Here is a 13,794-nt window from a genome sequence, read left to right as displayed (position 1 = left end):
TTTTCTGGGGGTCAGCGGCAAGCCGGGTTGTTGGCCTGCGGCAGTGCGATGAAATTGACGCTGTAGGGCGCCAGTTCGACCTGGCCCGAAGCCGCGCGCGGCTTCATTGCGGGGAGGCGGTCGTTCTTGCCGATGGACAGCGCCTTGCCGTTAAGCAGCACGGTCTTGCCCTGCAGTTCGGTTCCGGTGAGCGCATAGAGGCCCGCCTTGCCCTTGACCGCGACCGCATCGGTGCGGTCCTTCATGTTGAGCGCCAGCAGGGCAACGCCGCCGCGCTTGCCCTGGAGACAGTGGGCATAGAGGTGCAAGCCCGCGTCGTTGGTGCCGGCGTCAAGCACGCGGCGGCTCATCAGCTTGCGCCACAGGACGGCCGACCAGTAGCTGGCGTTGGGATCGAAGGTTTTTTCATCGATCACGCCGTTATTGCCGCTGATCAGCGCATGAGTGAAAATGGCATCGAGTCCATTCTTGGCCAGCCTCGCCTGCGTGTCGAGGTAGCGGAACATGTCGAGGAAGGTCGGTTGCCATTGCAGCCCGCCGCACGCTGCTCCGCCAGTTTCGGTCAGCCAGATCGGCGCGTAAGGCGCAAACTTGTCGCGCAGGGTCCTTATCTTCAGGAGCTGTACTTCGGGACGTGCCAGAAACTCAGGATCGAATGCCTTGTCGGGCATAATGCTTTGAGGCGAATTGGCAGGAGCGCAGCGCTGCGAAAGCACCGGATAGAAATGATACGAGAAAATTCCGAAATGCGGGCGGGGTTGCGCACTGGCATAGTCTTCGGGCGTGGGTTTCATGATGGATTCAACCCCGGGAATACCCAGAATTGCGTTTCCGGGCCCGGCAAGTTTCACCGAAGGCGCAGCCTTCGCCATAAAGCTGCTGAAAGTGCCATAATCGCGGCCGAATTGGTCAACGCTATAGCCCTTGGGCAGCTCGGGGTATTCAGGGGCATTCGGCTCATTGTACAGCTCGGCTGCGTAGATCGACCGGCCAAGCGACCGCGTATAGGCGAGCCACGGCTGCGCCATTGCCGGTGTCCAGCCGTGGTTGCTATCGCGTACGCCGGTCGAGATCGTGAAGGACGTCACGACCTTCGCGTTTACTGCCGCAGCGAAATCCAGCGCCTCTTTCCATCTCGCGCGGGTCAGAACGACCTTGAACCCCTTGGGGGCCTGATCGAGCTGGGGCTTTTCATCGTTCTGGAAATAGACGTTATTTGCCGTCGTGCCGCCATAGCGAATATACAGCGGTGCCAGTGCAGATGTCAGATTCCGCAAGCGGCGATTTCGCAAATCCGTCGCGGCTCGTGCTTCGCGTGCGTCGGCAACATTTTTAGCTGGCTGGCCGCCAAGCTTGTCGAATGACTTCCACGTCTCGCCGCCGGTCAAGTGCGAGAAGCCGATCTGGTAGGACTGGAAGCGTTCGTCGGTTTGCCGCGCGTAGGGCAGGCGCGCCGCATCGACCGAGCGCACTGCGCCGCCGCCATGGGCGCTAGCCGGGGCGGTCGCAACTGCTGCCGCGCTGGCCAGTACACCGGCCGTGGACAGGGCCGCGACAAGGGTCTTCGTGCGCATTGAAATTCTCCCGAACGTGATTCTTTACCTCGGGCTGGCTATCACTGTTGCGCATTTTGGTAAAAACTTTTATCCAGAATCTGCGACGGGACGGAGGCGCTGCTGCCAATCCCCGCGGGGGCGATGGCAGATGAACTTGATTGGGACCGCGTGGGCATAGTCGAAAGCCAAGTTTTGCAAGAGTTGCCAATTGATCGGGTGGAGCTTGACGTCTGGGCGCGCGCCTTTCTGCGCGGCTTGTACGATGCCGCCGTTGCAGAGGCTGACCCGGCGAAGGTGTTGCCTGCCTGCTTGCCGGCAAAGCCATCCGGACGCTGCGTCGTGGTGGGCGCGGGCAAGGCTGCCGCCTCCATGGCCGCCGCGGTCGAAGCGGCATGGCCCGACGTGAACCTGTCGGGCTGCGTCGTCGCGCCTTACGGCTACAGCAAGCTATGTGAGCGCGTGCGTGTGCTAGAAGGCGGGCATCCGGTTCCGGACGAAAACTCTGTCGAGGCCGCGCGCCAGATTATGGAGGCAGTCGCGGGGCTGAGCGAGGTGGACCTTGTCCTCGCGCTCATTTCAGGCGGCGGTTCGGCAGCCATGAGCCTGCCTGCGCGGGGCCTGACCCTAGCCGACAAGCAGGCTGCCAACCGGCTTCTGCTCGCCTCGGGGCTCGATATTCGCGCGATGAACGCGGCACGCCGGCGCCTGTCGGCGATCAAGGGCGGCAGGCTGGCAGCGGCGGCTGCGCCGGCGCGGGTCGTGACGCTCGCTATCAGCGACATTCCCGGCGATACGCCTTCGGCCATTGCCTCAGGTCCAACCGCGGCTGACGCAGGCGCGGCGTTTGACCTCAGTGCGACTGTGAAGCGACTGGGCACCAAACTGCCCGAAGCAGTCGCGCATCTGCTGCTGAACCCTGAGCCGCCCGTAACCCTGACCAATGCGGCGCCGATCGAGCTGATCGCTACGGCAGCCGGCTCGCTCGATGCGGCGGCCCGGCTTGCCCGTGCGCAGGGTATTGAACCGATCCTGCTGGGCGATGACCTTGAAGGCGAAGCGGCTGACCTTGGCCGCGAGATGGCGCGCCGCGCTTTTGCGGCAGAGGGGCCAGTGGTCCTGATCTCGGGAGGCGAAACCACGGTAACGGTAGGTGAAGGTCCGGCGGGGCAGGGCGGGCGCAACACCGAATTCCTGCTGGCGCTCGCCTGCGAATTGAACGGCGCAGCGCAGGTCTGGGGTCTCGCTGGTGATACCGACGGCGAGGACGGTGACAACCTCGGCGCGGCGGGTGCGATCTGCACGCCCGATACACTTGTTCGCGCGGCGGCGAAGGGGCTCGATGCGCGGGCGTCGCTCAAAGGGCATGACAGCGGCGGCTTCTTCGACGCGCTGGGGGACCTTGTCCGAACTGGGCCGACCCTGACCAACGTCAACGATTTCCGGGCGATCCTCGTCCTGCCGCGAGCTCGCGGCTGAACCATCCAGGAGTTGAACGCATGAATATCGGCTTTATCGGCCTTGGCATCATGGGCCGCCCGATGGCGGGCCACCTCAAGGCCGCCGGACACCACCTTGCGCTGGTCAAGCACCGTTCGGACCTGCCGGCCGAGCTGGTCGATGGTGCCGCGGTCTGCGCCACGGCACGCGAAGTGGCCGAGGCTTCGGAGGTGATCATCACCATGGTCCCCGATACCCCCGACGTTGAACGCGTGCTGTTCGGCGCGGACGGCGTTGCCGAGGGGCTTTCGGCGGGGAAGCTGTTGATCGACATGAGCTCGATCGACCCGATCACCACTCGCGTGTTTGCCGCGCGTCTTGCCGAGCTCGGCGCAGACTATGTCGACGCGCCGGTTTCGGGGGGGGAAGTGGGGGCGAAAAACGCCGCCCTCACGATCATGTGCGGCGGCACCGAGGATGCCTTTGCCCGCGCGCTGCCGCTGCTTGAGGCAATGGGCAAGAACATCACGCACGTTGGCGGGGTCGGTGATGGCCAAGTTGCCAAGGTGGCCAACCAGATCATCGTCGCGCTCAATATCGAGGCAGTGAGCGAGGCGCTGGTCTTCGCCGCCAAGGCGGGCGCGGACCCGGCCAGGGTGCGCGAGGCTCTGCTCGGCGGCTTTGCCTCGTCGCGCGTGCTTGAGGTTCACGCCGAACGCATGATCAAGCGCACATTCGATCCCGGCTTCCGCATCGAACTGCACCAGAAGGACCTGAATCTCGCGCTCGGTAGCGCCCGAGCGCTTGGCCTGTCGCTGCCCAACACGGCATCGACGCAGCAGTTGTTCAGTGCTTGCGTGGCGCAGGGCGGGGCAGGCTGGGACCACTCCGGGCTTGTGAAGGCGATCGAGACCATGGCCAATTTCCACCTTGGCGAGTGAGGCTGGGGGCGGAAACAGCAAGCCGCTTGGTTCGGCAGCGCCAACGCGCTACCAACCCCTCATGGCCTTGACCTCGATCCGTCCCGAAAAGCTTGCCGACGCCGTTGCACGGCATATCCAGGAACTTATCCTCGAAGGTGCGCTGCCGCCGGGTGAGCGGCTGCTGCCCGAACGCGAACTTGCGCTAAAGCTCGACGTCTCACGACCTTCGCTGCGCGATGCGCTTGAGCAATTGGTCGATCGCGGCATGCTGATGACCGATGCCAACGGTGCCTGCTATGTCAGCGACAAGATCGGCAAATCGATCCGCGACCCGTTGATGCACCTGTTTGACGATGCCCGCGGACGGTTCGACTGCATGGAGTTCCGCGCCGTGGTCGAAGCCTCGGCTGCCGGGCTCGCCGCTGAACGCGCTTCGGAAGCCGACCGTGACGAGATTACACGCTGTTTCGAGAAAATGCAGGCCGCCCATGATGCTGGCGATGTCGAGGCGATTGCTGCGACCGACGGTGACTTCCACTTCGCAGTCTACGGCGCCGCGCACAATGTCATGCTGTTGCAGGTCATGCGCAGCCTTGAATCGATCCTGCGTTCGAACGTCTATCTCAACCGCCGGAACCTTTACGAACACCGCCGCGACCGGGACGAGCAGCTGGCCGAACATCGCGCCATCTTCGAAGCGATCATGGCACGCGATGCCGCAAGGGCAGAGACCGCCTCGCGCCAGCACATGGTTTCGACCATGCAAACCCAGCGCGAGATTCATGAAGAGGAGCAGCGGCTGGAGGCAGCCATCCGCCGTCTCGCGCGTCATGAATTGCTGGCCACGCCCAAGGGCAAGCGCTGAACCTCAGCCCTGGGTGTACATGTCCTCAGGTCTCAGTTGGTTGAGCGGCGGCTCTCCGGCGGCGTAACGGCGGATGTTGTCGACAATGATCTCGAGCGAGCGGGCGGTCCGGTCCGGTACCGCCGGGGTGACGTGCGGCGTGATGAGCGTGTTCGGCGCATCCCATACCGGGCTTTCCTGAGGCAGGGGTTCGACCTCGAACGTATCGAGTCCGGCACCGGCTATGGTTCCAGCATGGAGCGCGCGGACCAGCGCCGCCTCGTCCACGACGGGACCGCGCGCCATGTTGACGAGATAGCCTTTGGGACCGATCAGCCCCAGCTCTCGCTCGCCGATCAGGTGGTGGGTCTTGTCCGACAGACCGAGCGCGAGCACCACGAAATCGCTTCGCTTCAGCAATTCGTCGAGTCCCTGTCCGGCATCGGCGCTGAACACCTCGTCTACACCAGCGGGGGTCTCAGCAGCGCGGCGGCGATAGCCCAGCACTTTCATGCCAAAGGCTTTCGCGCGGATGGCCAGCTCCTTACCGGTATTGCCCAGACCGACAATGCCCATGGTGCGGCCATAAATCCCGCGCAGGTCATCCTGTCCCGGCACGCCCCACTGGTGCGCGCGCTGGGCGTCGAGGAAATTGGGATAGCGATAGGCGAGCGCAAGGCAGAAGAAGAGCGCGTGCTCGGCCAGCACTGGCGAGGAGCGGCCTGAGGAGCCGGTAATCACCAGCCCGTCGCGAAAGGCTTCGGGCTTGGCGGCGCGGTTGAGCCCGGCGTGATCGACGTGGATCCAGCGCAAGTTTGGGGCGGCAAGTATGTCAGGCGTAGGATCCTTGGCGAGGATAGCGATCGTGGCCTTCTGCAAGGCTTCGGCAAAGCCCGGGCTGTCCGGAGTGTCGAAGCGCAGCACCTCGGCGCCGTCCAGCGCCTCGCTCAGGCCCTGCCAGTGTACGCCTTCGTAGCGTAGCGTCGTGACGACCGTCTCGCCCTTCATACTGCTGCCTTTTGCAGGAGGATGACCTCGAAATAATTGACGGGTGGCAGGTCGATCCAGCGGTAGCCCTGGGCATCCGCAGGCCCGGCTGAAAGCTCGGTTCCTGCGACCAGCGCAATCGCCTTGTCGTCCGCATCAAGCAGCCCAAGTCGCAGTCCGGAAATCGCCGGTGGCCGTTCATAGGAGCTGCCGCGCTGGCCGGCATAGTTGACGACATGGACCAAGGTTGCGCCGTCCTTCTCGCGCACGGTCAGTTCCACCGGTCCAGCACCTTCCAGCAAGACCGGAGGCTGGGCAACCGTGCGGATGAGCTGCGCAACCAGTTCGCGATGCTCGCTCAGGCCGTCGCGGAAATAGAGCCATTCGGGCAGCCATGGCAGCCACACGACCTTGCCCGCGCCATGACGGCGCGAAAGCACGCCCGGACCGGCCGATGCCAGATCCTCGGGGAAGCACAATTCGGGCGGACCGTATTTCTGTACCGGCAGCAGCGAGAGCATAGCCTGCGCCTCAGCCTTGGCTTCTGCCGAGAAATACCAGCCATCAAGGTGGGCGAGGCGGGTGAGCGGGAATTCGAGCTCGTCTTCGCCAATCGCGAAATAGGTTTCGAGGCCTGACATGGCCTCTTGCGACGCGCTTGCCGGAAAACTCTCGAGGGCAAAGTCGCCCCGACGATTGCCGCGATCGTCGTAGCGGCCGGTTTCACCCGTCGCGATCACCGTGCCGCCCGCCACTACATAGGCATCGAGGGCGGCGGCTTCGGCGTCGCTCATGCAGGCGGTGTTAGGCAGCAAGATCACGTCATAGCGGGCAAGCTGCTGTGCAATTTCGGCATCTTCCATCCGCTCATCGCTGACGAAATCAAAAGGAATGCGCGCTTCGAGGAGAAGGCGATAGGCCCCGCGAAAGCACTGGCCGCGGGTCTTGCCGCTGGCTGTCGCTCCGGCAAAGGCATCTGCGGTACGCGAATGATAAAGCCCGACGCGCGCGGCCGAGCGGGTGTCGGTCAATTGCTCACCATGGGCCTTGTGCCATTCGAGGAAGCGGTGGACCGGCTCCAGCGGTTCGCGGTTCGGCTGGTCGAACAGGCCCAGCAGGTAATAGTCGATCTGCGCGCCGTTCGCGATCTGCTGGCCGAAGCGCAGCATGTGGTTATGCGACGTTTCCGAGGCATAGCGCCACTGGTAGTCGAGGAAATTGGTGGAAGCGCAGGAATAGGCGCGGCCACGGCCGATCGCTGCGCCCCAGCGCGCGAGTTCGCCCGGCTGGTGCGGCCATTCGGGGGCAGGGCGGCTCACCGCTCGCTGGATTTCCAGCCGCATGAAATCGCAGGCACCCTTGCCGTTACCCATGATACCGGTCGAAGGGCGCAGCCGCTTGACCGTGTCATAGATGTTTTGCGCCGCCGCCTGGCTCGTCCGGCGCTTGAACAGGATGTAGTCGGCATAGGTCGGGTCAGAGAAATCCTCGCGCTCGGGCAGGTCGCGGCCATACATCTCGGCAAAGGCGGACTGGCAGTTGGCGCAGTGGCACATGCCCCGGTGGCGGCCGCTGTAATCGACCGGCTGGTATCCGGTCATGTTGAAAAATGCGGCATCGAGAGCGTAGCGCGAAATGCCTTCGTGCAGGATCTGCAGCGCGTAGTCCTTGGCCCAGCCGCCGTTGACGCAAGCCTGGTAAGTGCCGTTGTATTCCTGCGGCTCGCCTGCCTTGTTGTGCACGAACCATTCCGGGTGGGCATCATAGGCGAGCTTGGTGCCCTTGGAGAGGTCGAAGCGGCCGACCATCCGCAGCCCCTCACGGTGCGCGGCTTCAAGCATCTCGCCGGTCAGGTCGCCAGTGATGTAGGGATTGCGCGCGTGCAGCGGCAACTCGGTCGGGTAGAAGGCATAGATGCCGCCGACATTGAAGGTAATCGCGCTCGCGCTGAAATCGCGCGCCTGCCGGGCGAGTGCAGCCGGATCGAGCGTGCCGTCGATCAGGCGCAGGTTGGTCTGGATGATGCGGTAAGGCTGTTCCCACCAAGGGGTGCCGGCTTCGCTCACTGTTCAAGTCCCATCGCTGCTCGGGCAGTGCCTGCCGCCCCGACTTCATCTAGCATGAAGTCCTTCTTGCCATGCCGCTAAAATAATCCGAGGCTTTGGTCAAAGATTTTGACCATAATTGCCTTGTGCAGTATCTGCGTTTTCGAACTGGCGGTCCGCGATGCGTCCTGGGGAGGAATCATCGGCGGCGCCAGTTCAACAAATCCCCCTTCACGGCAGCTCGGTGCCTCCCTTGTTCCGGCGGTCTGTTGGCGTTGCACTGCCATTGCAGGTCGGATGCACGAACGGCGGCCCCTCCGATCTGGAGGTGCCGCCGTCCAGTGTTTCAGGCTCGATCAGAACTTCTTTTCAAGGCTCACGCTAACGAACCGGCCAATGAAGGAACCTTGTCCGACGCCGCCGATCTGACCGGTGCCGGTGGCACGGTTGATGTACGAAGGCTTCTCGTCAAACAGGTTGTCAACGTTGAGCGAAATCGTTGTTCCTTCGAGAATTCCCTCCTTGGGCAGCTGATAGCTGGCATAGAGGTTCACAGTCTGGAACGATTCCACATAGGTCTGGCTGGTTACGCCCAGCACCGGGTATCCGCCGAGGTAATCCCAAGCGACACGAGCTTTAACCGGGCCGATCGAATAGTTGAGCGAGGCGGTGAACGTGTCGCGTGGGTTGCCGTTCAGGAACTGGTTGACGAACGGCGCGCCGGAGGGATTTGACAGGTCCAGCTTGATGCCGTGTGTGCCGGCAATCGCAGGCGTGAAGGTACCGAAGCTGGTGTCGATACGGTACTGGACCGAATAGTCGATGCCCGAAATGCGCGATTCCCCCAGGTTGGCCGTGCGCGAATCCACCACAATCTGCGGGATGCCAAGGCGGTCGACCGAACCGCCGCCTTCGATCGGCAGGCTGCCAAGGCCGTGGAAGGCGTTGATCTGGGCCAGCTTCTGCGCGTCGGTGCCGGTGGGGATCACGTAATATCCAGCATAGGCCGGGGTGGTCAGGAACTGGCTCGTATTCGGGCCAGCAACCACGTTTTTCATGCTGATCCAGTAATAGGTCACGCTGGCCTTCAGCCCCGGCGCGAAGCTGGGAGTCAGGTCGAGCCCGATGTCGAAAGTCCGCGCCGTTTCCGGCTTGAGGCCGGGGTTGCCGCCCTGGATCGTCGCCATCGGCAGGTTCGAGCTGCCGCCTGCCGGGATCAATGCGGTCGAGGTGGTAGAGGACAGTACGACCGAAGGCGGCTTGGCCATCGAGTTGAGGCTCGGCGCGACGAAGGCCGTGCCATAGCTGCCGCGCAGGGCTACGCCTTCGAGCGGTGACCAGGTGCCGGCGATCTTCGGGTTGAAGGTGCCGCCAAAGTCCGAATAGTCATCGTAGCGGCCGGAAATGTTGAAGATCAGGCTCTGGAAGCCAGATACTGCATTCTCAGCGCTGAACAGCGGCAGGACTACTTCGGCAAATGCCGAATAGACGGTGCGGTCACGGTAAGCGATGCCCCCGGCAAGCGCCGGATCTTCCCTGCCCAGCGGGCCGACGGCTTCGATGCTGTACTGGTCTTCCCAGTACCGCTCGCCGCCGACGGCGAGCTTCACATCGCCCCCCGGGGCCGCGAAGAGCGGACCGTCGAAGACGATCTTCGAATGGACCGTCTCGTGATCGCGGTGGGTGTATTTGTTCCAGTCGCGGATCTGCGCAAGCAGAGCCGAATTGGTCTGCGACAGGTTGAAGGGGTTGAGCGCCGTCGATGTCGTCAGCGGCGCGCCGGTTGCTCCAGGATCGAGCGCCAGCTTGTAGACCGGGTTGATGTCGCCCTGGTTTACCGTGCCTTCGCCATAGCCATAATTGAAGCTGGCAATACCGCGCCAGCCGCCGCCGATCGACCACTTGAGGCTGGGCATGACCTGCCAGGTCTTGAAGTCCTGGTCGGAAATGACCGAGTTGCCGAAGACGCTGCCGAAGGTGAAGTTGACGGTTTCCGAGGTCGTACCGGCCACCGGGGTCTGGAAGGAGGGGTTTGCCCTCGTGCCGGTTGACCGGATCGTGCCCGTGGCTGCGGTCTGCTGGAAGAAAAACCGGTCATTACGCTTCGAGTAATAGCCATCGAGACTGAATTCGAGGTTTTCCGTGATCTGCTGGTTGAACGATCCGAGAACGCTCCACCGGCGTTCATGCGGGTAGATGTCCTGATAGTTGTTGGGATCGCAGCGGTTCGCCGTGGTCGACCAGTTGGGATAAGCATAGGTCGTCGAACCAATCACGACGTTTGGCACTTCACAGCTGGTCAGGCGGAAATCGCTGCCACCCTGCGAGCGCAGGTCGTTGGAGACATAGCTGCGATCACTGCCAAGCAGGTTCGAATGGCCCGAATAGTCGCCAGCGATCAGGACATTGCCCTTATCCCAGACCTTGCCCCACGCACCGCTGACGTTGAACTGGTCGTACTCCTTGGCCATGCCATAGGTACCGCGCAGTTCGGCGCCTTCCAGCGTCTTGCGGATGACGAAGTTGATAGTGCCGGCCACGGCATCCGAACCATAGATTGCCGAACCGCCGCCCAGCACAACTTCGACCCGGTCGATCGCCGAGGTCGGGATCACCGCCGGGTCAGGGCGGGTGCTGAAGCCGCCGCCGACCATGCGGTTGCCATTCCAAAGAAACAGCGTGCCGTCACCCGGCTGGGTGTTGGGCAGGTTGCGCAGCGCCGGAATGGCAAAGGACTGCGTGGCCGAGGCCTGGCCGGCCGGCGCGCCGCCGAAGTTGCGGATCTGCGGTATGTTGGCGAGCAGGTCGACCGTGCTGGTAACGCCTGTCGCCTTCACTTCCTCGCGGTCAACGGTAACGGTCGAGGCGCCTACCGGTTTGACCAGGCCGCGGATCGAGGTGCCGGTGACGACGATTTCTTCGTTGGCGGAAGTGTCACTGCCTTCGTCTGCGGTGGTGTTATCCGGCTGGGCCTGCGCCAAGGCGGGTACGGCGGCGAGGATTAGTGCCAGAGCTGTTCCGGCTGCGAGCGTGCGTTGGTGATTTTTCAATGGCCCCTCCCTTGTTCAAGTGGCGGTCGGGGCACCCGATTGAATTTCAGGCATGAAACACCTGAGTGACGCCTCCGATGCTAGATTGGTATGACCAGATAGAATGATGGTCAATCTTTTTTACCAAAGATTATTGCGGTACTGGCGCTTGACCCAAAAGCTGTCTATTGACACGAGGCTGGCCGTCGCCGGTCTGGCTGCGCAATTTGGCGCGGGGGCCACGGTCGCGGGAGGATTGCCTTGAGTTTCTTGAAGGAGTTCCGGGTCAACTGGACCGTTGTCCTGGCGACATTCATCGGTATCGCCACAGGCAATGCGCTCAGCCATTACACGCTCAGCCTCTTCGCGCCCGAACTGATCCGCGAATTCGGATGGTCGAAGGCGGAATTCGCGCTGCTGGGGAGCCTGCAAATCGTTTCGGTCGTGACCGCGCCGTTCGCCGGTCGCTTTGCCGACCGCTTCGGAACGCGCGTGGCCGCAGGAGTCGGCTTCTTCGCCATTTCGGCCGGCTTTTTCGCTTATACCCTCATGAGCGGCAGCCTGGCGGAGTTCTTCGTCATATGGCTACTCCAGCACATATTCGGGATGCTCACTACCTCGCTCGTGCTGACCCGCGCAATCGTCGAGCGGTTCGACAAGGCACGGGGCACGTCGCTCTCGTTGCTGATGATGGGGCCGCCGCTGTCCGGTGCGATTGCGGCGCCGCTGCTGGGCGGCCTGATCGCCGCTGACGGTTGGCGTTCGGCCTTTATGGCGCTTGCGGTTGTATCCGCGGTCGGAGGCGCGATCTGCGTCTTGCTGATGGGCCGCAAGCGGCACGAACTGCCGGAAAAGCGTGCAATCGCCAAGATCAGCCGCGAACAGATGATGGCTATCGTCCGCACCCGTGCCTTCTGCCTGATTGTCGGCGGAATGTTCCTGATCAACATCGCGCAAGTCTTCGCCGCCTCGCAGATCAAGCTGGTGGTCATGGCGGGCGGCGTATCAGACAATCTCGCCACCTGGATGGTGTCGTTCTACGCACTCGGCGTGATCTGCGGGCGCGCGATCTTCGGTATCGCGCTGGACCGCATTGGCGCGCATATCGTCGCTCTGCTCGCACTCAGCCTACCCGTGATCGGCTTTATCGTCCTCGCAAGCCCCGGCATTGCCCCCGCCTTGATTGCCGGAGGAGTAATGATCATCGGGGTAGCACAAGGCGCTGAGGGTGATGTCGGCGCCTATATGGTCTCGCGCCACTTCCCGATTGAAAACTATTCCATGATTTTCGGCTTCGTTAAGGCGGCGCTCGATGGTGGCGGCGCAATCGGTTCGCTGATCCTGAGCGCAACGCTCGTCGCGACGGACAGCTACACGCCCTTTCTTTACACTTGTGCCGCGACGACGATGCTCGGCGCCATCCTGTTCTATCTCACGGGTCCCGGGCCAGACCGGGGCGAAGTGCAAACCCGGCCAGCATGATGTCGCTTGTGATGCCGCCGGTCCGCGAGGACGTGATTGCCCGCCGCCTGCAGATTGCTGAGGCGCTGAGGCGCATCGTGCCTGACGGCGTGGTCTGCAACGAGACCGAACTCAAGGCTTACGAATCCGACGGCCTCACTGCCTATCGCCAGCCCCCGCTCGTCGTCGTTCTGCCGCAGACGACGGAGCAGGTATCGCAGGTCATGGCCTGGTGCCACGGCGAGGGGCTGAACGTCGTGCCGCGCGGCGCGGGCACCTCTCTTTCGGGAGGCGCGCTCCCGCTCGCGGACGGTGTCCTGCTCGGGCTGTCGCGGATGAACCGCATTGTCGAGATCGATTACCTTGACCGCGTCGCCGTGGTGCAGCCGGGTGTGACAAACCTTGGCGTGACCCGCGCGGTAGAAGGGGAGGGGTTTTATTATGCCCCCGACCCATCAAGCCAGATTGCCTGCACGATTGGTGGCAACATCGCGGAAAACTCCGGCGGGGTGCACTGCCTGAAGTACGGCCTGACAACCAATAACGTGCTCGGCGTGGAAATGGTGCTCGCCGATGGCGAGATCGTGCGGTTGGGCGGACGGGGGCTCGATCCGGCGGGGCTGGACCTGCTTGGCGTGGTCGTCGGTTCGGAAGGCCTGCTCGGCGTGGTGACCGAAGTCACTGTCCGCATCCTGCCAACGCCGGAGACCGCGCGCGCAATCCTGCTCGGCTTTCCCGAAACGCGCCGCGCAGGCGACTGCGTTGCCGCCATCATTGCTGAAGGCATTATCCCCGCCGGCATGGAAATGATGGACAAGCCGGCCACTCTGGCAGCGGAAGCTTTCGTCCATGCGGGCTATCCGCTCGATGTCGAGGCTCTGCTTATCGTCGAGGTCGATGGCCCGCCGATCGAATGCGACATCCTGCTCGCGCGCATAGCCGAGATTGCCGCCAGCCATGGCGCGACGACCTCGCGCATTTCGCAGGACGAGGAGGAGCGGTTGCGCTTCTGGGCTGGCCGCAAGGCAGCCTTCCCTGCCGTCGGAAGGCTGGCACCGGACTATTACTGCATGGACGGCACCATCCCGCGCAAGCGGCTGAGCGAAGTGCTGGATCGCATGGCGGGGCTCTCCGAGCACTACGGCCTCGGCGTCGCCAACGTCTTCCACGCCGGCGACGGCAACCTCCATCCGCTGATTCTTTACGATGCTAACCAGCCCGGCCAGCTTGAAAAGGCGGAAGCTTTCGGCGCGGACATCCTCAGGATGTGTGTCGAGGTCGGCGGCGTGCTCACCGGTGAACACGGTGTCGGCGTGGAAAAGCGTGACCTGATGCCGGTAATGTTCGACGAGGTCGATCTGGCACATCAGCAGCGGATCAAGTGCGCCTTCGATCCCGAGTTGAAGCTCAATCCCGGCAAGGTATTCCCGCAACTACACCGCTGCGCCGAACTCGGCCGCATGCACATTCATCACGGCGCCTTGCCGCATCCCGATCTTCCGCGATTCTGAT

Annotated in this window: 9 protein-coding genes; 5 read left to right on the top strand and 4 right to left on the bottom strand. The window is 63.1% G+C overall.

Annotation, left to right across the window (positions count from 1 at the left end; genetic code table 11):
• Window positions 1-11: 11 nt before the first annotated feature.
• The gene (locus WG900_RS05420) at window positions 12-1,574 is read right to left on the bottom strand and encodes a hypothetical protein (protein WP_339965377.1); all 1,563 of its coding nucleotides are present in this window, start codon (window positions 1,572-1,574) and stop codon (window positions 12-14) included.
• 123 nt (window positions 1,575-1,697) lie between these two features.
• Here WG900_RS05420 and WG900_RS05415 point away from each other — a divergent pair, with 123 nt between their 5' ends.
• The 3 genes from WG900_RS05415 (at window position 1,698) to WG900_RS05405 (ending at window position 4,781) form a co-directional block, all read left to right on the top strand.
• Window positions 1,698-3,032 (top strand): glycerate kinase type-2 family protein, encoded by a 1,335-nt coding sequence (locus WG900_RS05415; RefSeq protein ID WP_339965375.1) that lies wholly within the window; start codon window positions 1,698-1,700, stop codon window positions 3,030-3,032.
• Between the two features lie 20 nt (window positions 3,033-3,052).
• Window positions 3,053-3,934, top strand: coding sequence for a 2-hydroxy-3-oxopropionate reductase (locus WG900_RS05410; protein ID WP_339965373.1), 882 nt, complete (start codon window positions 3,053-3,055; stop codon window positions 3,932-3,934).
• Window positions 3,935-3,995: 61 nt separating this feature from the next.
• Complete coding sequence (locus WG900_RS05405) at window positions 3,996-4,781, top strand: FCD domain-containing protein (RefSeq protein WP_339965371.1); 786 nt, start codon at window positions 3,996-3,998, stop codon at window positions 4,779-4,781.
• A 3-nt stretch (window positions 4,782-4,784) separates the two neighbouring features.
• On the opposite strand, the gene WG900_RS05400 is transcribed toward WG900_RS05405, so the two are convergent.
• The 3 genes from WG900_RS05400 to WG900_RS05390 form a co-directional block, all read right to left on the bottom strand.
• The gene (locus WG900_RS05400) at window positions 4,785-5,768 is read right to left on the bottom strand and encodes a D-2-hydroxyacid dehydrogenase (RefSeq protein ID WP_339965369.1); all 984 of its coding nucleotides are present in this window, start codon (window positions 5,766-5,768) and stop codon (window positions 4,785-4,787) included.
• Complete coding sequence (locus WG900_RS05395) at window positions 5,765-7,813, bottom strand: alpha-amylase family protein (protein ID WP_339965367.1); 2,049 nt, start codon at window positions 7,811-7,813, stop codon at window positions 5,765-5,767. The genes WG900_RS05400 and WG900_RS05395 overlap by 4 nt, the downstream gene beginning before the upstream one ends.
• Before the next feature lie 335 nt (window positions 7,814-8,148).
• On the bottom strand, window positions 8,149-10,842 hold the full coding sequence (locus tag WG900_RS05390) for a TonB-dependent receptor plug domain-containing protein (RefSeq protein ID WP_339965364.1): 2,694 nt from the start codon (window positions 10,840-10,842) through the stop codon (window positions 8,149-8,151).
• Between the two features lie 240 nt (window positions 10,843-11,082).
• On the opposite strand from WG900_RS05390, the gene WG900_RS05385 reads away from it, so the two are divergent.
• Complete coding sequence (locus tag WG900_RS05385) at window positions 11,083-12,303, top strand: MFS transporter (protein WP_339965362.1); 1,221 nt, start codon at window positions 11,083-11,085, stop codon at window positions 12,301-12,303.
• On the top strand, window positions 12,300-13,793 hold the full coding sequence (locus tag WG900_RS05380; protein ID WP_339965360.1) for an FAD-linked oxidase C-terminal domain-containing protein: 1,494 nt from the start codon (window positions 12,300-12,302) through the stop codon (window positions 13,791-13,793). Before WG900_RS05385 ends, WG900_RS05380 begins: the two co-directional genes overlap by 4 nt.
• Window position 13,794 lies beyond the last annotated feature (1 nt).

The organism is Novosphingobium aquae, assembly GCF_037572715.1.
Classification (GTDB): domain Bacteria; phylum Pseudomonadota; class Alphaproteobacteria; order Sphingomonadales; family Sphingomonadaceae; genus Novosphingobium; species Novosphingobium aquae.
Note: the sequence above shows the minus strand (reverse complement) of the source record. Positions and strands in the feature narration are given on the sequence as shown.